The organism is Streptomyces sp. NPDC051677 (genome assembly GCF_044453465.1).
Lineage (GTDB): Bacteria > Actinomycetota > Actinomycetes > Streptomycetales > Streptomycetaceae > Streptomyces.
In genome coordinates this window covers 62,787-83,138 of sequence record NZ_JBITCT010000005.1, presented here as the reverse complement: position 1 = coordinate 83,138, position 20,352 = coordinate 62,787, and the positions used below count along the sequence as shown (strand labels likewise).

24 protein-coding genes are annotated in these 20,352 nt (G+C 70.2%); 19 read left to right on the top strand and 5 right to left on the bottom strand.

Features of this window, described 5'->3' with window-relative positions:
• Window positions 1-10 precede the first annotated feature (10 nt).
• Complete coding sequence (locus tag ACIBAF_RS07520) at window positions 11-529, bottom strand: ATP-binding protein (RefSeq protein WP_399462192.1); 519 nt, start codon at window positions 527-529, stop codon at window positions 11-13.
• Between the two features lie 266 nt (window positions 530-795).
• Between ACIBAF_RS07520 and ACIBAF_RS07515 the strand changes: the two genes are divergently transcribed.
• Together ACIBAF_RS07515 and ACIBAF_RS07510 are read left to right on the top strand one after the other, a co-directional pair.
• Window positions 796-1,647, top strand: a complete 852-nt coding sequence (locus ACIBAF_RS07515; protein WP_399462191.1) for a helix-turn-helix domain-containing protein — start codon at window positions 796-798, stop codon at window positions 1,645-1,647.
• 11 nt (window positions 1,648-1,658) lie between these two features.
• Window positions 1,659-1,850 (top strand): hypothetical protein, encoded by a 192-nt coding sequence (locus ACIBAF_RS07510; RefSeq protein WP_363167757.1) that lies wholly within the window; start codon window positions 1,659-1,661, stop codon window positions 1,848-1,850.
• Between the two features lie 13 nt (window positions 1,851-1,863).
• Here ACIBAF_RS07510 and ACIBAF_RS07505 read toward each other — a convergent pair whose 3' ends face one another.
• Window positions 1,864-2,229 (bottom strand): hypothetical protein, encoded by a 366-nt coding sequence (locus ACIBAF_RS07505; RefSeq protein WP_399462189.1) that lies wholly within the window; start codon window positions 2,227-2,229, stop codon window positions 1,864-1,866.
• A 129-nt stretch (window positions 2,230-2,358) separates the two neighbouring features.
• Here ACIBAF_RS07505 and ACIBAF_RS07500 point away from each other — a divergent pair, with 129 nt between their 5' ends.
• The gene (locus ACIBAF_RS07500) at window positions 2,359-2,868 is read left to right on the top strand and encodes a SigE family RNA polymerase sigma factor (protein WP_399462188.1); all 510 of its coding nucleotides are present in this window, start codon (window positions 2,359-2,361) and stop codon (window positions 2,866-2,868) included.
• Between the two features lie 112 nt (window positions 2,869-2,980).
• Window positions 2,981-4,237 (top strand): hypothetical protein, encoded by a 1,257-nt coding sequence (locus ACIBAF_RS07495; protein ID WP_399462187.1) that lies wholly within the window; start codon window positions 2,981-2,983, stop codon window positions 4,235-4,237.
• A 111-nt stretch (window positions 4,238-4,348) separates the two neighbouring features.
• On the opposite strand, the gene ACIBAF_RS07490 is transcribed toward ACIBAF_RS07495, so the two are convergent.
• From ACIBAF_RS07490 to ACIBAF_RS07480, 3 genes are all read right to left on the bottom strand, one after another.
• The gene (locus ACIBAF_RS07490; RefSeq protein WP_399462186.1) at window positions 4,349-5,719 is read right to left on the bottom strand and encodes an Nramp family divalent metal transporter; all 1,371 of its coding nucleotides are present in this window, start codon (window positions 5,717-5,719) and stop codon (window positions 4,349-4,351) included.
• 70 nt (window positions 5,720-5,789) lie between these two features.
• Complete coding sequence (locus ACIBAF_RS07485; protein WP_399462185.1) at window positions 5,790-6,092, bottom strand: hypothetical protein; 303 nt, start codon at window positions 6,090-6,092, stop codon at window positions 5,790-5,792.
• Window positions 6,093-6,273: 181 nt separating this feature from the next.
• Window positions 6,274-7,965 carry a chitinase gene (locus tag ACIBAF_RS07480; protein ID WP_399462184.1) on the bottom strand — a complete coding sequence of 564 codons (1,692 nt, stop codon included), beginning with the start codon at window positions 7,963-7,965 and terminating at the stop codon, window positions 6,274-6,276.
• A gap of 283 nt (window positions 7,966-8,248) precedes the next feature.
• Between ACIBAF_RS07480 and ACIBAF_RS07475 the strand changes: the two genes are divergently transcribed.
• The 15 genes from ACIBAF_RS07475 (at window position 8,249) to ACIBAF_RS07405 (ending at window position 20,338) form a co-directional block, all read left to right on the top strand.
• Window positions 8,249-9,118: a hypothetical protein gene (locus tag ACIBAF_RS07475; RefSeq protein ID WP_399462183.1), complete on the top strand. Its 870-nt coding sequence runs from the start codon at window positions 8,249-8,251 to the stop codon at window positions 9,116-9,118.
• Window positions 9,119-9,183: 65 nt separating this feature from the next.
• Window positions 9,184-9,891 carry a Flp pilus assembly protein CpaB gene (gene cpaB, locus ACIBAF_RS07470; protein WP_399462182.1) on the top strand — a complete coding sequence of 236 codons (708 nt, stop codon included), beginning with the start codon at window positions 9,184-9,186 and terminating at the stop codon, window positions 9,889-9,891.
• A gap of 13 nt (window positions 9,892-9,904) precedes the next feature.
• Window positions 9,905-11,173 carry a CpaE family protein gene (locus tag ACIBAF_RS07465; protein ID WP_399462181.1) on the top strand — a complete coding sequence of 423 codons (1,269 nt, stop codon included), beginning with the start codon at window positions 9,905-9,907 and terminating at the stop codon, window positions 11,171-11,173.
• 146 nt (window positions 11,174-11,319) lie between these two features.
• A complete protein-coding gene (locus tag ACIBAF_RS07460; RefSeq protein WP_399462382.1) occupies window positions 11,320-11,649 on the top strand; it encodes a pilus assembly protein in 330 nt (109 codons plus the stop codon).
• Between the two features lies 1 nt (window position 11,650).
• Window positions 11,651-12,073, top strand: coding sequence for a TadE/TadG family type IV pilus assembly protein (locus ACIBAF_RS07455; RefSeq protein ID WP_399462180.1), 423 nt, complete (start codon window positions 11,651-11,653; stop codon window positions 12,071-12,073).
• Between the two features lie 16 nt (window positions 12,074-12,089).
• Entirely contained in the window at window positions 12,090-13,427 is a 1,338-nt protein-coding gene (locus tag ACIBAF_RS07450; RefSeq protein WP_399462179.1) for a CpaF family protein, read from the top strand.
• 5 nt (window positions 13,428-13,432) lie between these two features.
• Window positions 13,433-14,377 carry a type II secretion system F family protein gene (locus ACIBAF_RS07445; protein WP_399462178.1) on the top strand — a complete coding sequence of 315 codons (945 nt, stop codon included), beginning with the start codon at window positions 13,433-13,435 and terminating at the stop codon, window positions 14,375-14,377.
• 16 nt (window positions 14,378-14,393) lie between these two features.
• Window positions 14,394-15,281: a DUF5936 domain-containing protein gene (locus ACIBAF_RS07440; RefSeq protein WP_399462177.1), complete on the top strand. Its 888-nt coding sequence runs from the start codon at window positions 14,394-14,396 to the stop codon at window positions 15,279-15,281.
• A gap of 11 nt (window positions 15,282-15,292) precedes the next feature.
• Entirely contained in the window at window positions 15,293-16,954 is a 1,662-nt protein-coding gene (locus tag ACIBAF_RS07435; protein ID WP_399462176.1) for a histidine kinase, read from the top strand.
• Window positions 16,954-17,742 (top strand): response regulator, encoded by a 789-nt coding sequence (locus ACIBAF_RS07430; RefSeq protein ID WP_399462175.1) that lies wholly within the window; start codon window positions 16,954-16,956, stop codon window positions 17,740-17,742. The genes ACIBAF_RS07435 and ACIBAF_RS07430 overlap by 1 nt, the downstream gene beginning before the upstream one ends.
• A 108-nt stretch (window positions 17,743-17,850) precedes the next feature.
• On the top strand, window positions 17,851-18,087 hold the full coding sequence (locus ACIBAF_RS07425; RefSeq protein WP_399462174.1) for a Flp family type IVb pilin: 237 nt from the start codon (window positions 17,851-17,853) through the stop codon (window positions 18,085-18,087).
• A 56-nt stretch (window positions 18,088-18,143) separates the two neighbouring features.
• On the top strand, window positions 18,144-18,665 hold the full coding sequence (locus ACIBAF_RS07420; RefSeq protein WP_399462173.1) for a pilus assembly protein TadG-related protein: 522 nt from the start codon (window positions 18,144-18,146) through the stop codon (window positions 18,663-18,665).
• Between the two features lie 35 nt (window positions 18,666-18,700).
• Window positions 18,701-19,282 (top strand): hypothetical protein, encoded by a 582-nt coding sequence (locus ACIBAF_RS07415; protein WP_399462172.1) that lies wholly within the window; start codon window positions 18,701-18,703, stop codon window positions 19,280-19,282.
• Between the two features lie 8 nt (window positions 19,283-19,290).
• Window positions 19,291-19,908, top strand: coding sequence for an OmpA family protein (locus ACIBAF_RS07410; protein WP_399462171.1), 618 nt, complete (start codon window positions 19,291-19,293; stop codon window positions 19,906-19,908).
• Window positions 19,909-19,951: 43 nt separating this feature from the next.
• Window positions 19,952-20,338 carry a DUF192 domain-containing protein gene (locus ACIBAF_RS07405; protein ID WP_399462170.1) on the top strand — a complete coding sequence of 129 codons (387 nt, stop codon included), beginning with the start codon at window positions 19,952-19,954 and terminating at the stop codon, window positions 20,336-20,338.
• The last annotated feature ends 14 nt before the right edge of the window (window positions 20,339-20,352 follow it).

Below are 20,352 nucleotides of genomic sequence, written 5' to 3'. Positions count from 1 at the left end.
GCCCGGCAGTTCAAGCGGTAATCGCTGCGGGGGTGCGCGGAGCCCCCGTGCCGTACGCCGCCGCGCTCGCCCTCGGCAGCCTCGCCCACATCCGCGTCCCGCCGCCGGGTTCGTGGGCCTCGCCGAAGCCCCAGCTGCCGCCGCAGGAACGGCAGACGCAGGCGAGGACGCGGAGGGCCGCGCGGCGGCGGGTGTCGCAGGCTGCGGCGAGATGGGGCTGCGTGTGGCGGGGGTGGCTGTCGTAGGCGATCACTCGGAGGGTGTCGGCTCGGTAGCGGAGGGAGAGGTAGAAGTTCGGGGACTCCGTGAACTGGGCTGCCACCGCTGTCAGTTCGCCCACCGCTTGGAGCGCCGGGTCCAGCATGTCGTGCAGGCCGTGCGCCTTGAGAAGCTCACGCGTGGTCGCCCTCGCGAGGGCGGGGCTCGCCAGGGCGGCGGGGAGCGTGAGGCTGTAGGCGAGGGTCTCGGGGACGGGGGCGGTGAAGTCCGCGGGGAAGGTGGGGGCGACGGGACAGCGGGAGATGGGCATGGGGGCTCCTTGTCGTTCGAGTTCGTGTTCGTGTTCCGGCCGCAGTCGGTGGCTCGTCTCCCTGACGCGACCCACCCCTCCCAGGGAAGGAGCGTGCGGGCAGGCTCGCGCGGTGCACTCCCAACTGCCGTTGTGTAGCGGGTGCGTTACTGAATGTAGGGTGATGGATGGTTCAATTGCCACTCCAGCTGTGAAATTGACCCGATCGGGTTCCGTCCGCGCCGATGGGCGGCAGACTGCTGACGAACCGCACGGGAAGGAACGGCATGCCTCCGAGGACCACGACGACCGAGCGTCAGAAGCGTCTGGGCAGTGAGCTGCGCAAGATGCGGATGGCGGCGGGGATAACGGCCGATCAGGCCGCCGGGCTGCTCGGCCTCGACCGTGCGAAGATCTCCAACATCGAGACGGGCATCCGCACCATCAGTCCGGAACGGCTGCGCACCCTGGCGTGCAACTGCGACTGTTCGGACCCGGTGTACGTGGAGGCTCTCGTCAACATGGCGCGCCCCGACAGGCGCGGATGGTGGGAGCGTTACCGTGGCTCCCTCTCCGCCGGACTGCTGGACATCGCCGAGTTCGAGGCCTACGCCACGCGCATGCGGACCGTGCACATCGCCCACATCCCCGGCCTGTTGCAGACCAGCGACCACGCCCTCGAACTCTTCCGAGCCGTGCTCCCGCCGCTTCCGGAGCACGAGGTCGCCCTGCGGCTGGCGTACCGGGTGGAGCGGCAGCAGGTGCTTGAGGGCACGAGCTCGCCCGAGTACGTCGCCGTCGTGCACGAGGCCGCGGTGCGGATGCAGTTCGGCGGGCGAAAGGTGGCTCGCGCCCAACTGGAGCACCTGCTGAGCGCGTCCGAACGACCGAACGTGCGGCTGCTGGTCATCCCGTTCACCGCCGGTTCGTTTCCCGGCTCGGGGCAGACCTTCAACTTCCTGGAGGGTCCGGTCCCCCAGCTGGACACCGTGCAGGTCGACAGCACCCATGGGCCGGAATTCCTGGGAGGGGAGGCACAGTTGGCCAAGTACCGAACGCACCTGGACTGGATGGAGCGCATCACCCTCTCGCCCGAGGCATCACGCGACTTCGTCCGGGACATCGCCAACAGTCTGTGAGGAGACGTCAGATGGACGACATCACGTGGGAGGAACCCTTCTGCGGCGAGGGAGCCAGCTGCTTCCGCCTCGGCACCGACCCCACCGGCAACGCCTACATCGCCATAGCCGGGGCCGAGGACTCCTACCTCACCGACTCCCGCGAAGCGCTCCGCACGATGATCCTCGACATCAAGGCGGGCAAGGCGGATCACCTGCTCTGACGCGACGGGACGGCTACCCCGCCGGCCGGTAGTAGCCCAGTACCCATGCCAGTTGGGTGAACCAGGCCTGTAGCAGGTCCCTCGGCTTTGCCGTCACCATGCACTCGTAGACCCTGCCGTCCATGTGGACCACGGCGACCATGAGGGACTTGCCGTTGGGGCTTGGCTTGTAGTGGACGCTGCGGATCTCGGGCCAGGGGAAGTCGATCGTGATGTCGTACATCTCGAAGGCGACGCCCGACGCGTCGACGACGACCGAGTTGTGCTTGTCGACCGCCAGGAACTCCGGGCCGGGCTGCGGCTGCGGCGCGTACTGCGGCGGGGGCGGGCCGAAGCCCGGTGGGGTGGACGGCGGTGGAGGCGGGGGCTGGTCGGTCACAGCGGAAACTTACCCGGCCGCGGCTGCGCGCCCACTTTCGGTCCCCTCTGAACCCGCTGAAACATTTCCCCGGACCCAGTGCATCAATGAAGTGAGGACGGCACGGCAACCGACGTAGGGGGAACACTCATGAGGCAGGTCCGCGCGGACGAGTACGCCGAGTTCGCGGCGGCGCGTGCCCGCCATCTGTACCGGTCGGCGTGTCTGCTCACCGCGGGGGACACGCACCTCGCCGAGGATCTGGTTCAGGAGACCCTCGGCAGGCTGTACGTCCGCTGGGGACGGGTGTCCCGGGTCGACAACCCGGCCGGGTACGCGCAGACCGTCCTCACCCGCGCCTTCCTCGCCCACCAGCGCAGACGCAGCAGCCGCGAGCAGGCCGTGGACGTGTTCCCCGACCTGCCCGACGGCCGCGGCAGCGACACGTCGTTGCGCCTCACGCTGATGCAGGCCCTCGGGCGGCTGCCCGCCAAGGACCGGGCGGTGGTGGTCCTGCGCTACTGGGAGGACCGCTCCGTCGAGGAGACCGCCGACGCGATGAACGCCAGTTCGGCGGCCGTGCGGACGCGGTGCACGCGCGCGCTCGGACGGTTGCGGGAGCTGCTCGGCGAGGACATGAGCGAGTACGCCAGACCCTGAGCCGTGCGGCCCACCAGGTCATGTCGGCTCTCCGGCTCCCCTCGCCTCCCTCCCCCCGCTCCGGCACGCGCCTTCGATTTCATCCATCCCTCGTGGAAAACGGTGGTTCACCATGCCCGTAGACCAGCACAGCGATCCCTTCGAGGAGCGGCTCTCCGCCGCCCTGCACGAGGCCGGCGGCACCTTCGACAGTCCGGGCGGCGCGCTCGTCGCCGCCGGTCAGGCCCGGGGGCTGCGGCTGCGGCTGCGGCGCAGGGCCGCGGTCGTGGGGGGTGCGGCGAGTCTCGCCCTCGTGGGGGTGGGCGGGGCGCTTCTGCTGCCCGGCGCCACATCCACCCCGACGCCCTCCTCCGTCGCCGCCACCGGCAGCAGCAAGCCGACCTCCTACTCCGGCGACGACGTGGTCCGCACGCTCCAGAAGCTGCTGCCCAAGGGGAAGTTCACCAAGTCGGAGGCGCGTGGCACGGGCGAGGACCTGCCGCCGCTCGCGGTCGGCGTGTTCGACGACGGCAAGGGCGAGGGGTCCATCTCCCTGGGCCTGGACCGGGTCCACTCGGACACGGGGAAGATCAATCCGTCCACCGCCGTGATGCCCTGCGCGGACAGCGAGCAGTCCGGCCTCGACAGCTGCAAGACCGAGCTGCTGCCCGACGGGTCGGCGATCACCGTCTACCAGGGCTACGAGTATCCCGATCGCCGCGAGGACACCAAGGCGTGGGGGGCGGACCTGGTCACCCCGGCCGGGCACCATGTGAGCGTCATCGAGTGGAACGCCGCGGCGGAGAAGGGGAAGCCGGTCACCCGTCCGGAACCCCCGCTGACGACCGCCCAGTTGAAGACGCTCGCCTCGGCCGCGCAGTGGCGCCGGATCGTCGACGCCATGCCGAAGGAGAAGAAGCAGACCGCCCCGACCGCCTCGTCGGGCACCCGGCCTGCGGAGATGGCGGGCTGGCTCATTCTGCGCAAGCTCAGTCTTCTGTTGCCGTCCGACCTGAAGCGCGTCTCGTACGGCAGCGACGAGACCGGGTACGGCTACATGGTCGTGGACGACGGCAAGGGCGGGAGCCTGGTCCAGGTCAACGTGCAGCCGAACATGTCCGACGTCGCCGACCAGCTGTACGGCCCCGGCTCCGAGACCCTCGCCGACGGCACACGGGTCGCGGTCAAGCAGGGGCCGGGCGAGAAGGGCGGGGCCGGGGTGGTGATGTGGACCGTCGACACCATGCGCAAGGACGGTCTGCGCGTGGTGGTCAGCGCCTTCAACACCCCCGAGCAGAAGAAGGCCGCGACCCGCGCGAAGCCCGCCCTCACGATCAAGCAGCTGCGGGCGATCGCGCTCAGCCCGCGGTGGGTGAGCCAGAGCGACTGAGAGACGGAGGAGGACGCAAGGTCGAGGGAGGAAGGTGGACTGGCCCTCCGGCGCAGGCTCAGGCCGCCCGGGCTCAGGCTCGGGCGGCGGCCAGCAGGGCCAGTGTCTCCCTCAGAAGAACTCAGACCACGGCTGGTCCCAGATCTGCTTCACGCACAGCACCAGGAACAGCAGCCCAGCCAGCACGAGCATCGCGTTGCTCAGCAGTCCGTTGCGCCACTCCCTGGGCGTGCGGGAGGTGTTGAGCAGCCACAGCAGCGTTCCCGCCAGGAACGGCAGGAAGGCCGCGCCGAGTACGCCGTACAGGATGACCAGGCGGAACGGCTGGCCCTGGAAGAGCAGCACGATCGGCGGGAAGGTCAGCCACAGCAGGTACGCCCGGAACGGCCAGGAGTGTTCCCGCTCGCCGGAGGCGACCTCGGCGCCGGTCGCCCCGCCGGTCGCACCGCCCGCCGACTCGCCCTGGTCGCGGTAGCGGGCCACGAAGTCGGCGAACATCAGGCTCACGCCGTGCCAGACGCCGATCAGGGAGGTGAAGGAGGTGGCGAAGAAGCCGATCAGGAAGAACTTGGCGGTAGCCGTGCCGTACTCCGCCTCCAGGATGTCGCTCAGCTGGACGAGCCCCTTGTCGCCGCTCGCGATCGCCACGTTCGCGGAGTGCAGCAGCTCCGCCCCGACGAAGAGCATCGCGACGACGAAGATGCCGGTGGTGATGTACGCGACCCGGTTGTCGAGCCGCATGACCTTCATCCAGCCCGTGTTCGTCCAGCCCTTGGCGTTGACCCAGTAGCCGTACGCGGCCAGAGTGATCGTGCCGCCGACGCCGCCGATCAGGCCGAGGGTGTTGAGGACGGAGTCCTTCTCGTCCGGCAGGACCGGCAGCAGCCCCGCGAAGGCGTCGCCGAGGTTCGGGGTGACCCGGATCGCCAGGTACACCGTCACCACGAACATGACGCCCACCAGGACCGTCATGACCTTCTCGAAGACGGCGTACTTGTTGAACCAGACGAACACCAGGCCCACCAACCCACACGCGATGGCCCACCACTTGAGGTCCATCACGTCGGGGAACAGCGCCTGGAGCGGCAGCGCGCTCGACGACATCGCCGCCGCGCCGTAGACGAAGCCCCAGACGACCACGTAGACGACGAAGAACCACGTCGTCCAACGGCCCAGGCTCGCCCAGCCGTCGAAGAGGGTGCGGCCGGTGGAGAGGTGCCAGCGGCCGGCCGCCTCGGCGAGGGAGATCTTGACGAGGCAGCCGACGACGGCTGCCCAGAGCAGGGTGTAGCCGAAGTTGCTTCCGGCGATGAGGGTGGCGACCAGGTCGCCGGCGCCGACGCCGGTCGCCGCGACCACGATGCCGGGGCCGATGTACTTCCAACTGGATTTGCGGGGGGAGGTGTTGCCGTGGAGGTCGATGTCGGATGGAGCCTCGGTGTGCGTGAAGTTTCCCGTGGGGGGTCCCGTGGTGTCCGCCATGAAGGTCAAGAAAGCCCAAAGAAGCCGACCTAGCAAGAGGGCACACGCGTTTACGGGGTGAACCGGGTGGTCATGCGGGGATGAAGCCTGGCCACCAGGGCGGGACGTTGCTCGGGCACGACGGGGCTGGGTAGGAGTTCGGCATGCCGAGCCAGGTCACGAGAAACCAGGTGAACCACAGGGCGAAGAGGAGGCCTGCGGTCATTGCGGCCCCTCGGTGACGTTTGCCGAGGGCGCGGTGCAGGACTGTCCACGGGACTGCGGCGGCGATCCAGATGAGAGGGGCGAGGAACAGCAAAATCATGCTGTTGGCCGCTGCGTTGATGCCGATGTCACAAGCGGCCCATGACCTGCCGATGGCGACGGTGGACACCGCTGCGGTCAGTCCCCCGAACAGGACGCCGAGCCTGAGCCCTGTGCGCCCTGTGAGCCCTGTGCGCCCGGGGCTTCGAGGGCGGCTCGGCGGTCCTGCTCCCCTGTCCCCCCTCGTGCTCACGTCCCAAAGATCACATGGGGCGGTTGGGCGACGCAACGTCCGCGCCGCCCCCGCTGCCCTACGGCAACCCGTGCACGTGCGGTCCCACTGAGGACGACCACGCGTTGCCCGCCGTCGCGTCCCAGTTCGTCGACCAGGTCATCGCGCCGCGGAGGGCAGGGTACGTTTTCGATGGTTTGAAGGAGCCGCAGGCTGTGCCCTTCGTCAGGCAGTCCAGGGCGTTGTTGACCACCGTCGGGGATACGTACCCGCTGCCCGCGCCGCTCGTCGAGGCGGGGAGGCCCAGGCCGACCTGGGACGGGGACAGGCCGCCCTCCAGTTGGATGCAGGCGAGGGCGGTGAGGAAGTCCACGGAGCCCTGGCTGTACACCTTGCCGTCGCAGCCCAGCATCGAACCGCTGTTGTAGTACTGCATGTTGACGACCGTGAGGATGTCCTTCACGTTCAGCGCGGTCTGGAAGTAGGTGTTCGACGTCGACTGCATGTCGATCGTCTGCGGGGCCATCGTCAGAATCAGCCCCGGTCCCGCCTTCCCTGACAGCGTGCGGAGCGCCTGGCTCATGTACGTCGCGTTGAGGCCGTTCTCCAGGTCGATGTCCACGCCGTCGAAGCCGTACGTCTGCATCAGGGTGTACACGGAGTTCGCGAAGTTCGTCGCGGACGTCCCGTCGCTCACCGAGACGGTGCCGTTCTGGCCGCCCACCGACACGATGACCTTCTTGCCGGCCGCCTGCTTCGCCTTGATGTCCGCCTTGAACTGGTTCACGGTGTAGCCGCCCAGACCGGCCGAGTCCAGGGTGAAGGTGACCGCGCCCGGGGTGGTCGTCGCGTCCGCGAAGGCCACCGCGATGATGTCGTACTGGGACGACACATCCGAAATGCGCTGCACCCGTGCGCCGTTGTTGAAGTTCTGCCAGTACCCGGTCACCGCATGCTTGGGCAGGGAGCCGCCCCCGTTCCCGGTGCCGGAGGTCGTCGTGCCCGTCACCGCCGTGGACTTCGCGGACTCGCCCGCCGCGTTCGTCGCCGTCACCTGGAAGCTGTACGACGTCGACGCCGTCAGGCCGCTCACCGTCGCCGAAACGCCGGTCACCGACGTGACCTTCGTACCGCCCCGGTAGACGTTGTAGCCCGTCGCGTTCGACACCGCGGACCAGGACAGGGACACCGACGAGGAGCTCGTGCCGGACACGGTCAGGCCGGCCGGTGCGGACGGGATCGTCGGGGCCGGGTCGCCGCCTCCGCCGCCGTCGGGGCCGTAGACCGAGACGTCGTCCGCGTAGTAGGGCTGCTGGCCGTACCAGCCGTGTGTGTAGACCGTCACGGAGGTCGTCGACGACCCTGTCGTGAAGGTGGTCGAGAGTTGTTTCCAGGACGACGAGTCCGGCGTCCAGGTCGACACGTCCGTCGTGCCCGTGCCCGTGACGCCCAGGTAGGCGTAGCCGCCCTGGACCCACGCGCTCAGCGTGTACGTGGAGTTGGGTTTCACCGCCACCTTCTGGGTGCACTGGGCGTTGTCCTGGCCGGCCGGGGTCGCCTTCAGCGCCGCCGTGCCGCCGTGTACGGGGGAGGGGACGGTCGCGCCGCTGCCCGCCGAGCAGGACCACCCGGTCAGGCCGGACTCGAAGCCGGCGTTCTTCGCGTTGTTCAGGTCCGCGGCGGACGCCTGAGCCGCGCCCGTCAGGGAGAGGGCGAGGGCGGCGGTCACCGCTCCTGCCCAGAGCTGTGTCGCTCTCTTAATTGGGTACATGACAATAAGTTGGTCCAGACCAATTCCGTTGTCAAGGAGTCCGATTGTGGAGGGCCGGTGGAGGGGGATGGTGGGCCGGTGGAGGTGGACGGCGGGTCGTGGGTGCGTAACCTGCCCCGGTTTGCTGTGACTTGCGAGATGAAGAGTTTCCCGGCCGTCACGGAAAGCTGTTCTCCGGCCACAGGGGCCTGGATACAGTGCTGAGGTAGTCACGCAATGAAGTCATCCCGGTGCACCGGAGTAACGCCGGTGGACCGGACCGCGGGAATTCGGGGAGCTGCGCGTGCCAACTGCCATTGCCGTGACCGGAGCGGACCTGGCGCTGCCGCCCCAGGACGAGCGCACCCTGCCCGCCGGCGTCCTCGCCGACCTCGACCGGCAGCCGCTGGAGGGGGCCCTCGCCGCCGTCCAGACCCTCCTCGAACAGTACGGGCACGTGATCGTCGTGTACTCGCGGGCCGTGCCCGCCGCCGTGGAGCAGCGACTGCACACCATCCGCTCCCTCCTGGAGAGCGACCGCATCGCACTGTTCCGTCCCGAACTGCCCCCGCTCGCCGTCGCCGTCCTCGCCCGCCAGTTGCGTCAGCTGGCCTCCTGCGACCTCGGCCCCGGCGTCCTCGCCTCCGCGGGCCGGCTGCTCACCCACTACCTCCACGCGGGCGCCCTCCTCGGGTCCGTGGCCCGCCTCGACCGGGTTCCGGTCGTCGGCCTGAAGTCGCATGCCAGGTCATGGGTTCCGGGTAGTCAGTTCGGTGTGCTGGCGCATCCGCAGGCGGAGATGGTGAAGGCGAGCCCCGAAGCGACGCTGCCCGGACCCGAGTTCGGTACCTGGATGCTCGTCGCCCGCGGCCAGCTGCAGTCCGACTGGGTCACCGACGTCCTCGCCCCGGCCTGGAAGGCGCAGGGGCTGCGGGAGACGACCCTGCCCGCCGAGTCCGCCGACTGGTGGGGCACCGGCAAGGCGATCGAGTTCTGCGGCTATCTGCCCGACCTTTCGGTCCTCTACCAACTGGTCACCTCGGTGCGGCAGGGCGTCTGCCACTGGTGCGGCATCGACGTCATCGGCGACCGCTGCGTCTTCTGCTCCGCGACCCCGCCGCCCGCCTCCGAGCTCACCGCCCGACCCGCCCGCGCGCTCACCGCGGGCGGCTGAGACAGCTTGACCTGCAGGCCTCCTTCCGTCCGCTCGACCCGACCCCCAACGAGGTTGTACGGCCCATGAACTCCCGTCAGCGCCGCGGCGTGATTCTCCTGCTCCTGTCGGTGTTGTGCGCGCTCGCGGCCTTCGCCGGCGTCCTCTCCGTCATCGACGACGTGAAGTCCAAGGTCGGCCCAGAGGTCACCGCCTACGAGCTGCGCTCGGACGTGGCCCCCTACACCGCCCTGAGCGCGGACCAGTTCAAGAAGATAGAGATGCCGGAGCGCTGGCTGTCGGAGAACGCCGTGACCGACCTCGCCGCCATCCACAACAAGATCGCGGTGACGACGCTGAAGAAGGGCTCGCTGCTGCAGAGCGACATGATCGTCGCCCAGCCCGCCCTGCAGCCGGGGCAGCAGGAGGTCGCCATCATGATCGACGCGGCCACCGGCGTCGCCGGCAAGATCTCCCCGGGGTCGACCGTCAACGTGTACGCCACCTTCGAAGGCGCCCGCGCGGCCGACCCCGACCAGTCGAAGATCATCGTCACCAACGCCCGGGTCCTCGACGTCGGCGAGATCAAGGCCCTCGATCCGGACGAGAGCAACCGCAACCGGTCGGCCACCGACCAGGTCCCGATCACCTTCGCGCTGTCCACCCTCGACGCCCAGCGTCTCACCTACGCCGAGTCGTTCGCCAAGCGCGTCCGCCTCGCCCTCGTCGCACCCGGCGGCGACACCACGGTCCCCGAACGGGACCGTACGTACGAGCTCACCACGGACAAGTGAGAGGCCGCCGCCCATGCCCACGAGGATCCTCCCGGCCGTCGGCGACGCGGACGCGGTCCGTTCCCTCACCACCCTGCTCAGCCAGCTCCCGGACGCCGAACCGGTCACCCCGGTCGGCGACTCCACGCAGCTCGTCGACACCCTCGCCCGGCTGGCCGCCGAGTCGGTCGACGAGCTGCCCGAGGTCGTCGTCGTCCACGAACGCATCGGTCCCGTGCCGGCGTTGGAGCTGGTCCGCGAGGTCGCCCTGCGCTTTCCGGCGGTCGGCGTCATCCTCGTCACCACCGACGCGGGCCCCGGCCTCTTCGCCGCCGCCATGGACTCCGGCGCCCGCGGCCTGGTCACCCTGCCGCTGAGCTACGAGGATCTCGCCAGCCGCGTCCAGGCCGTCGCCCAGTGGTCGGTGGGCGTACGACGCCATCTCGGGCACGGCGGCGACGTGTTCACCGGCGTCGGCGGCACCGTCGTCACCGTCAGCGGCGCGAAGGGAGGGGTGGGCGCGACGCTCACGGCCGTCCAGCTCGCCCTCGCCGCCCAGGCCTCCGGTCGCCCCACCGCGCTCGTCGACCTCGACCTCCAGGCCGGCGACATCGCCTCCTACCTGGACGTCCAGTTCCGCCGCTCGGTCGTCGACCTCGCCGCCATCGCCGACATCTCGCCCCGCATCCTCGCCGAGGCGGTCTTCCGCCACGACAGCGGCGTGGCCCTGCTGCTCGCCCCCGGTGAGGGCGAACGGGGCGAGGAGGTCACCGACCGCGCCGCCCGCCAGATCCTCAGCGCCCTGCGCTCCCGCTACGAGGTCGTCGTCGTCGACTGCGGCGCCCAGCTCGGCGGTGCGGGCGCGGCGGCCGTCGAACTCGCCGACCGCGCCCTGCTCGTCACCACCCCCGACGTGGTCGCCGTGCGCGGCGCCAAACGCACCGTCCGCATGTGGGACCGGCTCCAGATCCGCAAGGCCGAGGAGACGACCGTCGTCGTCAACCGGCACAGCCGCGGGACGGAGATCCAGCCCCCGCTCATCCAGAAGATCACCGGCACGGCCCTCGCCGCGACCACGGTCCCGGCGAACTTCAAGGAACTCCAGGCCGCCGTGGACGCCGGCCGCGTCGACACCCTCGACGCCAAGGGCGCCGTCCGCCAGGCCCTGTGGGCGCTCGCCGGCGAACTGGGGCTGGTCAAGGCGCCCGAGACCGCGCTGGTGCGCAGGAGCGGGGGACGGGCGCGGGGCAAGGACCGGGGCGGGGACCGAGGCACGGTCGGGTTCCGGCGGCGGAGGGAGTGAGGCACGTGTGGCAGGTGAGGCAGCACGTGAGGCACGTGAGCCACGTGAGGCACGTGAGGCACGTGAAGGGCCGTCTTGCGAAGGGCCGTCCTGCGAAGGGCCGTCTCGCGAAGGACCGGGGCCAGGTCACCATCGAGTTCCTCGGCATGACACCGCTGATCATCGTGACTCTGGTGGTGGTGTGGCAGTTCGTCCTGGTGGGGTACACGTTCACGCTCGCGGGGAATGCTGCCGACGAGGCGGTGCGGAAGGGCACGGCGGCGCCTCCGGGGGAGCGGCCCGGCGTCTGCCAGGAGGCGGCCCTGGCCGAGCTGGGGGACGCGTGGAAGGGGAACGCCGAGGTGGACTGCGGCGGCACCGGCTATGTGACGGCCGACGTCACCCTCTACGTCCCCGTCCTCTTCCCCGGCCTGATCGACTTCCCGTTCCCCGTCCACGGCCACGCGGGCGCCGTCGAGGAAGAGGACGGCGACTGAAATGGCGTACGGAGGCCGAAGGCGCGCACGCGATCGCCGTAAGGGTGCATGCGATCGCCGCAAGGACGCACGCGATCGCCGTAAGGGCGCAGGCGACCGGGGGCAAGTCGCCCTGGAGTACCTCGGGTTCCTGCCCCTGCTCCTCCTGGTCGCGCTGGGCGCCGTACAGCTCGGCCTGATCGCCTACGCCGCCCAGCAGGCGGGCACGGCGGCCCGGACCGGGGCCCGCAGCGCGTCCCTCGACGGGGACTACAACGCCGACTGCCAGCAGGCCGTGAGCAGTCGGCTGAACGCGAGTTGCGTGTCCGCGTTCGGCGACGACGAGGTCACGGTCACCTCCACCGTCACCATCCCGTCCGTCATCCCCGGCATAGGGGACTTCGGCGAGGCACACAAGACGGCCACGATGCCGGTCGGCCACTGAGGGAAGGGCATCCGACATGAGCCTGCGGGCACGCATCACCTCCCCCGAGGAGAACGGCGGCCGGGGCGAGGACGGCCATCTGGTCTCCTCCTACCGGACCAAGCTGCTGGAGGAGATCGACCTCGCCGAGATGAGTTCGCTGGCGGCGGCCGAGCGCCGGGCCCGGCTGGAGCGCGTGCTCGGGCACATCATCAGCCGCGAGGGCCCGGTGCTGTCCACGGTGGAGCGCTCGCAGCTGATCCGCCGGGTCGTCGACGAGGCGCTGGGCCTCGGCATCCTGGAGCCGCTGCTCGAGGACGCGTCGATCACCGAGATCATGGTGAACGGCCCCGACGCGATCTTCGTCGAGCGGGGCGGCCGAGTGGAGCAGCTCCCGCTCCGCTTCGCGTCGAACGACCAGCTGATGCAGACGATCGAACGCATCGTCTCGACGGTCAACCGACGTGTCGACGAGACGAACCCGATGGTCGACGCCCGCCTCCCCTCCGGTGAACGCGTCAACGTGATCATCCCGCCGCTGTCCCTCACCGGCCCCACCCTCACCATCCGCCGCTTCCCGCGCTCCTTCACCCTGCACGAGCTGATGGGCTTCGGCTCGCTGGACGAGCAGATGCTGTACCTGCTGGCGGGCCTGGTGCAGGCGAAGTTCAACGTGATCGTCTCGGGCGCCACGGGCACCGGGAAGACGACGCTCCTCAACGCCCTCTCCGGTCTGATCCCGGACGGCGAACGCATCATCACCATCGAGGACTCCGCGGAACTCCAGCTCCAGCAGTCGCATGTGATCCGCCTGGAGTCCCGCCCCCCGAACGTCGAGGGCAACGGCCGCATCACCATCCGCGACCTGGTCCGCAACTCCCTGCGGATGCGCCCGGACCGGATCGTGGTCGGCGAGGTCCGCGGCGGGGAGTCGCTCGACATGCTCCAGGCGATGTCGACGGGCCACGACGGCTCCCTGGCCACGGTCCACGCCAACAGCGCCGAGGACGCCCTGATGCGGCTGCAGACCCTCGCCTCGATGTCGGACGTCGAGATCCCCTTCGTCGCCCTGCACGACCAGATCAACAGCGCGGTGGACGTCGTCGTCCAGCTCACCCGGTTCGCCGACGGCGCCCGCCGGATCACCGAGATCGCCCTGCTCGACAGCCACGGCGGCGAGCCGTACCGGCTGGCGACGATCGCCCGCTTCACCGCCCAGCCGATGACCGCCGACGGCCGGATCCACGGCGCCTTCGAGTACTTCCCGCTGCCCCGTCGCACCGCCGACCGGCTCTACATGGCGAGCCAGCCGATACCGCAGGCGTTCGGGGTCGCTCGGGACGCACTCGAACTGACCACAAGGGAAGCCCGGTAACGCTGATGGACCTCGACACCCTCACCACCCTCACCACCGGCGTGGCCCTGCTGACCTGCGCCCTGGTCGTCGTCGGCGTGCACACCTACGCCAGGGGCCGGGCCCAGCGGGCGGAACTGGTGGAGCGCCTCTCCTCCACCGGCCAGCTCACCGGCCCCGCCCGCCGTCGCCGCTTCCGCACCCTGGACCGCCGACTGCGCAACACGACCACGGGCCGCAAGCTGGAGCTGAAACTCACGGCGACCGGCCTGGACGTGACCCCCGGCGAGTTCTTCGTCTACATGCTGGCGGCGGTGACCGGCCTGTGGCTGGTCGGCCAGGCCACCCTGGCCCCCTTCTTCGGCCCGATCGCCGGCCTCCTGGGCGTCTGGGCGGCCTGGCAGTTCCTCAACTGGCAACGCCAGAAACGCATCGAGAAGTTCATCAACCAACTCCCCGAACTGGCCCGCATCCTGGCCAACGCCACCCACGCCGGCCTGGCGCTGCGCACCGCCATCGGCATGGCGGCGGAGGAGCTGGAGGCCCCGGCGGGCGAGGAACTGGCCAAGGTCGCCAACCAGTTGGCGGTCGGCCACTCCATGGACGACGCCCTGGGCGAACTCGCCGACCGCCTGCCCTCCCGCGAACTCGTCGTCCTCGTCACCACCCTGGTCCTCTCCAACCGCGCCGGTGGCCAGGTCGTCGGCGCGCTGCGCAACCTGACGGAGACGCTGGAGGAACGCAAGGAGACCCGGCGGGAGGTGCGCACCCAGCTGTCGCAGGTGAACATGACCTCCTACGCCGTGCCGGTGCTGGGGGTCGGGGCGTTGTTCCTCATGAACAGCGTCGAGGACGGCACGCTGGACCGCATGACCGGGTCGCCCGTCGGCCAGGCCTGCGTGATCATCGCGTTCAGCCTCTACGCCGTCGGCTTCGTCCTCATCCGCCGTATGTCCCGCATCGACGTCTGAGCAGGGGGAACCAGGGATGGAACTGCTGCTCGCACTCGCCGTGGGGCTCAGCGTCTGGGGCATGTTCGCCGGCATCCGCATGTACCGGGCCGAGGTGAAGCTGCCCAGCGACCTCGCGCTGGCCCTGGAGGTCGGCGCGACCCGCACCAGCGCCGTGGGCTCGCTCATCGACCGCCTCGGCATGCGGTACGCCCCCGCCGTCCTGCGGCTGATGGGCCCCAAGCAGGTCACCCGCTACCGCCGCAGGATCGACCTCGCGGGCAACCCCGGCGGCCTGACCATCGACCGCTACGCGGCCCGGCGCGCTGTCTACGGCGCGATCGGCGCCCTCGGGGCGTTGGCCGCCCTCCTCCAGGGCAGCTTCTTCGTCGCGCTCCTCATGCTCGCCTTCGGCCTGTTCTGGTCCGAGGTCGGCATCTGGTCCGCGATCCGCATCCGCAAGGACGCCATCGAGCGGACCCTGCCGGACTTCCTCGACGTCCTCGCCGTGGTGGTGAGCGCGGGCCTCGGCTTCCGCCAGGCCCTCGACCGCGTCGCGTCCCGCTACGAGGGCCCGTGGGCGGACGAGATCCGCATCACCCTCCGTCAGATGGACCTCGGCGTCAGCCGCCGCGAGGCCTTCCAGGAACTGCGCCGCCGCAACGACTCCGAGCAGGTCGCCATGTTCGTCACCGCGCTCCAGCAGGGCGAGGAGCTCGGCGCCCCGATCGTCGACACGCTCGTCTCGATCGCCAAGGACATGCGCCGTACGGACGCTCAGAACGCCCGCCGCAAGGCGGCCCGCGCGGTCCCCAAGGCCACGCTGATGATCACGACGTTCATGGTCCCGGCGACGATGCTCCTCCTCGGCGCGGGCATGCTGCTCGGCTCCGGCACGGACTTCAGCTCGATCACGGGCGACTAGGGCGGGCGGACATGACGGTCACCATGGAGACGCGGGCGGGCCAGTGGCGCCGCCGCAGCAGGCGCGGCCGCAGCAGCGGCGTCAGCGAGACCGGCGGTACCGAGACCGGCGGTACCGAGACTGGTAGCGCGGAGATCGGTGGCGCGGAGATCGGTGGCACCGAGACCGGTAGCACTGAGACCGGCGGCACGGAGACCCGTGGCACGGAGACCGGCGGCTGGGCAACCGCCGGTAGGGCAGTCGAGGACCAGGCGGCCGAGGGCCGGGCGGTCGGGGGCCGGAAGGCCGAGGGCCGGGCGGTCGGGGGCCGGAAGGCCGAGGGGCGGGCGGTCGGGGGCCGGAAGGCCGAGGGGCGGGCGGTCGGGGGCCGGAAGGCCGAGGGGCGGGCGGCCCAGGGCGAGGCGGCCGAGGGGCGGGCGGCCGAGGGCGAGGCCCCCATCCCCCTCCAGGTCAACGCGCTCCAAGCGATGTGCCGCCAGGTCTTCGCCTTCCGCCTGGCCATGATCGCCGTCGCCGCCCCCGCCGCCCTCCTCAACGCCGCCCCCGGCATGAGCGTCCGCCTGGTGGGCGCGGCCGTGGTCGTCACCTTCATGGGCTCGTACGTCCTCTTCCGCGACTGGGAGCGCTTCGGCCCTCTCCTCCTGCGCCACCCCTCCCTGCTGGTCGCGGACACCCTGTTCGGCACGCTGCTGCTGATCTCGGCGGGCCCGGACACCACGCTCGCCTACGTCAGCGTCTGCACCCCGCTCCTCGCCGGCATCGTCTACGGCTGGCGGGGCGCCGCCTGCTTCGCCTCCCTCCAGTCGCTGATCCTGCTGCTGGTCCACGCGACCCTCGTACGGGAGTCGGGGGCGGGCCTGGCCGAGAGACTGCTGCTGCCCGGCTTCTGCGTCATCACCGGCGCGGTCGGCTCCGCCCTGCGCCAGCTGATGCTCCGCTTCGGCACGGCGACCCAGGCCCTGACCACCGTCAAGGCCCGGCTGGCCGTCACCGAGGCGGTCGCCGCCGAACGTGCCCGGCTGGCCCGCGAGATGCACGACTCCGTGGCCAAGACGCTGCACGGCGTGGCCCTCGCGGCGGACGCCCTGGCCCATTCGGCGGGCTCACCCGACATGGACCCGACCCGGGTACGCCAACACGCCGAACTCGTCGCCCGCGCCGCGCGCCGCGCCGCCGCCGAGTCCCGCGAACTCCTCACCGACCTCCGCCGTGAGTCGGACCCGGCGCCGGGCGCCGACTTCCTGCCCGAACTGGCGGCCGCCGCAGACGACTTCGCGGATCGAACCGGCCTGCCGATCACATACCACCGCCCCACCGGCGACGGCACGACGCTCCCCGTCCCGCCCGCCGTGGCCCGCCAGCTCCTCACCATCACCGCGGAGGCCCTGGAGAACGCCCACCGCCACGCGGCCCCGACCCGCGTCGACGTACGAGCGGCCGTGACCGGCGAACTCCTGACCCTCACCGTCCGCGACGACGGCCGTGGCCTCCCGCCCGACACCACCCTCGAACAGCTCCGCCGTACCGGCCACTTCGGCCTGGTCGGCATGGTGGAGCGGGCCGCCTCCGTCGGCGCCCGCATCCACATCGGCCACGGCCCCGACTCCCGGGGCACCGAGGTCCGCGTAGAACTCCCCCTGGTCGCGCTCGCCCCACGAGAGGAGGCCGCCTGATGCCGGACCGACCGCCCCACCCCGACACCGTGCAGCCGCTCTTCCCCCCACCGCACCGGCCCGACCCCGTCCGCGTGATCGTGGCCGACGACAACCCCGTCGTCCGCGCGGGCCTCACCGCCCTCCTCTCCGGCCGTGAGGACATCGCAGTCGTCGCGGAGGCGGCAGACGGTCGCGAGGCCTACGACTCCGCCCTCCGACACCGCCCCGACGTCGTCCTCCTGGACGTCCGCATGCCCGGCGTGGACGGCCTCTCGGCCCTTCCCCACCTGGCGCGGATCGCCCGGGTCGTGATGCTGACGTACAGCCACGAGCCCGAGATCGTGCGGAAGGCCCTGCGCGAGGGGGCCGGGGGCTATCTGGTCCACGGCGAGTTCACCGTGGAGGAGCTGGCGTCGGCGGTACGGGACGTCACGCGGGGCCGTGCCCACTTCACCCCTACGGCGGCGACAGCTGTGCTGGCGCACATCCAGAACGATGCGACTGCACACGCCAAAGCGGACTCAACGCCCCTAGTTTCACTGACTTCTACGAAAACGCTTTCGCAGTTGCAATCAACTGTGGGACAGTCGACGTCGGTAGGCAGGGAGAGATTCCCACTGAGCGTGAGGGAGGCGGAGATCATGGACCTCATCGCGTCGGGCATGAACAACCAGCAGATCGCCGCCACCTGCTTCATCAGCGAGAAGACGGTCAAGAACCACATCAACCGCATCTTCGCCAAGCTGCACAGCAGCAGCCGCTCCGAGGCAGCGGCCAAGTGGCTGGGAACGGCGGTGACTTCGTGAAACCCCGTCGGATCCTTCCCTGGGCCCGGGATTGGGCCCAGGGACCCTTCTCCGAGGCGGACACACGGCCTTACGTTGCCGGTCACGCCACCGATGGAGAGGAACGCCATGAGCGACCTGCTGCTGAAGACCGCCGTCGCGGCAAAGGTCCGGGTGAGCGGCTGGACGAACACGACGGCGCAGGCCGTACGCCGCCGCGCCCACGGCGACAAGGGGCAGACCGCGGTCGAGTACCTGGGCATCATCGCGGTGGTGGTGGCGATCGTCGTCCTGATCGCGAACACGAACCTGGGACAGACGATCGTCGACAAGCTCAGGACACAGATCGAAAAGGTGGCCCCCTGACCCGAGTCCGAGTTCGCGGGTACGGCGACGCAGGGCAGGTCTTCCCCATCTACATCATGGTGGTGGCGGGCCTGCTCTTTCTGGCGTTCGCGTACTTCGCGGTCGGCCAGGCGGCGGTGAACCGCAACGGCGCCCAGACGGCGGCCGATGCGGCGGCGCTGGCGGCGGCGCAGGAAACCCGGGACCAGCTGGCCGACCTGTGGGTACTGGAGGTCAGGGATCCGACGAAGTGGCAGAGCATCTTCGACGGCAACGGGGCGGACGACGCGTGTTGGCGGGCTTCTGAGCTCGCCGTGCAGAACGACGCCAGCCTGTACGACTGCAAGCTGGACGGCCTTCTCGGCTACACCGTCAGGGCTCAGACGAACAAGACTGTCGGGGAGTCGGTCGTGCCCGGTACGGCAGGCAGGCAGGCACGCGCCTATGCCACCGCCGTGATCGAACCGTTGTGCAAACCGGATGACGTGCTGCCGAAGCTCACCTGCGAGGACGACAGGGAGTGGGACTTGGACCCGAAGAACCTCATTGATCTCCCCAAACCCGAGGACCTCTTCGACGTCCACCTGGCCAACGACTGACGCGCCGAACGACAAGTGGTGAAGGAAGCGGAGTGATGAGCATGCGGTTCACGGCGAAAGCCCGCAGGGGGACGGTCGTGCTGGCCGTCGTGGCCGGGTTGGCTCTCGGCACGGCGGCCTGCGGCGGCGGGGGCGACGACGACAAGAAGCCGCAGAGCTCGTCGTCCGCGTCCAAGACAGGTGGATCGCGGCCAGACACTCAGGAGGGGCAGTCCGAGGAGCCGTTGGCCGAGCTGAAGGGACCCAGCGGGCTGCTGCTGCGGATCGCCTCCGCCGTACGTGACTCCGGTGGCTTCGTCACCGTCAACGGATCCCTCAAGAACGACAGTGGGACGAAAGTCGTGATTCCGTCCGCCTTGAGCGGTAACGAGACCGAGATCATCAACAACGGACTGTCGCTGGGCGGCGCGACCCTCGTCGACTCCAAGAGCAAGAAGCGTTACTACGTCCTGCGCGACACAGACGGCCGCCCTCTGACGACGACAGGTTTCTCGGCACTCAAGGCCGGCGAATCCATCGACGTCTTCCTGCAGTTCCCCGCGCCCCCCGCCAGCTCGACCGACGTCACCTTCCAACTCCCGCTGTTCCCCAGCGGGGTCATCAAGATCTCCGGGTGAGGACGGCCATGACCCCACGTCTCACTCTGGCGGTGGCCACGGCCACCCTCGTGATCATCGGGATGGCCCCCGCCGCCCACGCCGACGGCACCAAGCCCAGCGTCCCGCCCGGCACCGAACCCACCGCCTCCGCCCCCGTGGAGGTCGACCCCAACGACCCCGACCTCAAGCTCCCGGAGGGCGGCACCCTCGCCGCGCCCAAGGTGCTGGACATCAAGCAGGTCGTCGAGGACGAGGCGGGGGACGAGCGGCGGGAGGACACCAACGCGGACGTGACGTTCGCCCTCCAGGCCGAGGTCCTCTTCAGCAAGGACAGCTCGAAGCTCGGCGCGGAGGCACAGGCCCGGATCGCCACGATCGCCGCCGAGATCAAGAAGCAGAACACCACCCTGGTCCGCGTCTTCGGCTTCACCGACAACCTGGGCTCCTCCGCCCACGGCGACGTCCTGTCGAAGCAGCGGGCGGACGCCGTCCAGGCGGAACTCGCGGGTGCGCTGAACAACCCGAACATCACCTTCGAGGTCCGCGGCTACGGCGAGCAGTACCCCATCTCCGACAACTCCACGGAAGAGGGCCGCAAGAAAAACCGCCGAGTGGAGGTCACGTTCCCGCGGACGGCGAGCTGATCTTGCGCATCACGTAGGCCGTAGAGGACGCGAAGGGTGGGGCATGAGGCGTTGGCGTGACGGGCGGGGTCGGTTGACGGTGCAGGGGGACGGCGGCGCGAGTGTGACCGTGCCGTTGGAGTTCGCCACGTCCTACCGGGCCCGTACTAAGGGCCTTCTGGGCCGGGACGCCGTCGACGGCGCGCTGTTGCTGTCGCCCGCTTCCGGCATCCACACCTTCCGCATGCGCATCCCCATCGACGTCGCCTACCTGACCCGCGACCTCACCGTCCTCGCCGTCCGCACGATGCGCCCCGGCCGGCTGGGCCGACCGCGCCTGCGCGCCCGGCATGTTCTGGAGGCGGAGGCGGGGGTCATGGCGGGGTGGGGGGTGAAGGCGGGGGCGCGGGTCTCGGTCGAGGCGGGTCGAGCCGACGGCGAAGCGCCGTGAGGGGAGAGCAGAAC

What these genes read in the sequence shown, in the direction of transcription:
- ACIBAF_RS07520 (WP_399462192.1), bottom strand. Translation starts at nt 529, where the DNA reads ATGCCCATCTCCCGCTGTCCCGTCGCCCCCACCTTCCCCGCGGACTTC.
- ACIBAF_RS07515 (WP_399462191.1), top strand. Translation starts at nt 796, where the DNA reads ATGCCTCCGAGGACCACGACGACCGAGCGTCAGAAGCGTCTGGGCAGT.
- ACIBAF_RS07510 (WP_363167757.1), top strand. Translation starts at nt 1,659, where the DNA reads ATGGACGACATCACGTGGGAGGAACCCTTCTGCGGCGAGGGAGCCAGC.
- ACIBAF_RS07500 (WP_399462188.1), top strand. Translation starts at nt 2,359, where the DNA reads ATGAGGCAGGTCCGCGCGGACGAGTACGCCGAGTTCGCGGCGGCGCGT.
- ACIBAF_RS07495 (WP_399462187.1), top strand. Translation starts at nt 2,981, where the DNA reads ATGCCCGTAGACCAGCACAGCGATCCCTTCGAGGAGCGGCTCTCCGCC.
- ACIBAF_RS07490 (WP_399462186.1), bottom strand. Translation starts at nt 5,719, where the DNA reads ATGGCGGACACCACGGGACCCCCCACGGGAAACTTCACGCACACCGAG.
- ACIBAF_RS07480 (WP_399462184.1), bottom strand. Translation starts at nt 7,965, where the DNA reads ATGTACCCAATTAAGAGAGCGACACAGCTCTGGGCAGGAGCGGTGACC.
- cpaB (WP_399462182.1), top strand. Translation starts at nt 9,184, where the DNA reads ATGAACTCCCGTCAGCGCCGCGGCGTGATTCTCCTGCTCCTGTCGGTG.
- ACIBAF_RS07465 (WP_399462181.1), top strand. Translation starts at nt 9,905, where the DNA reads ATGCCCACGAGGATCCTCCCGGCCGTCGGCGACGCGGACGCGGTCCGT.
- ACIBAF_RS07460 (WP_399462382.1), top strand. Translation starts at nt 11,320, where the DNA reads ATGACACCGCTGATCATCGTGACTCTGGTGGTGGTGTGGCAGTTCGTC.
- ACIBAF_RS07455 (WP_399462180.1), top strand. Translation starts at nt 11,651, where the DNA reads ATGGCGTACGGAGGCCGAAGGCGCGCACGCGATCGCCGTAAGGGTGCA.
- ACIBAF_RS07450 (WP_399462179.1), top strand. Translation starts at nt 12,090, where the DNA reads ATGAGCCTGCGGGCACGCATCACCTCCCCCGAGGAGAACGGCGGCCGG.
- ACIBAF_RS07445 (WP_399462178.1), top strand. Translation starts at nt 13,433, where the DNA reads ATGGACCTCGACACCCTCACCACCCTCACCACCGGCGTGGCCCTGCTG.
- ACIBAF_RS07440 (WP_399462177.1), top strand. Translation starts at nt 14,394, where the DNA reads ATGGAACTGCTGCTCGCACTCGCCGTGGGGCTCAGCGTCTGGGGCATG.
- ACIBAF_RS07435 (WP_399462176.1), top strand. Translation starts at nt 15,293, where the DNA reads ATGACGGTCACCATGGAGACGCGGGCGGGCCAGTGGCGCCGCCGCAGC.
- ACIBAF_RS07430 (WP_399462175.1), top strand. Translation starts at nt 16,954, where the DNA reads ATGCCGGACCGACCGCCCCACCCCGACACCGTGCAGCCGCTCTTCCCC.
- ACIBAF_RS07425 (WP_399462174.1), top strand. Translation starts at nt 17,851, where the DNA reads ATGAGCGACCTGCTGCTGAAGACCGCCGTCGCGGCAAAGGTCCGGGTG.
- ACIBAF_RS07420 (WP_399462173.1), top strand. Translation starts at nt 18,144, where the DNA reads ATGGTGGTGGCGGGCCTGCTCTTTCTGGCGTTCGCGTACTTCGCGGTC.
- ACIBAF_RS07415 (WP_399462172.1), top strand. Translation starts at nt 18,701, where the DNA reads ATGAGCATGCGGTTCACGGCGAAAGCCCGCAGGGGGACGGTCGTGCTG.
- ACIBAF_RS07410 (WP_399462171.1), top strand. Translation starts at nt 19,291, where the DNA reads ATGACCCCACGTCTCACTCTGGCGGTGGCCACGGCCACCCTCGTGATC.
- ACIBAF_RS07405 (WP_399462170.1), top strand. Translation starts at nt 19,952, where the DNA reads ATGAGGCGTTGGCGTGACGGGCGGGGTCGGTTGACGGTGCAGGGGGAC.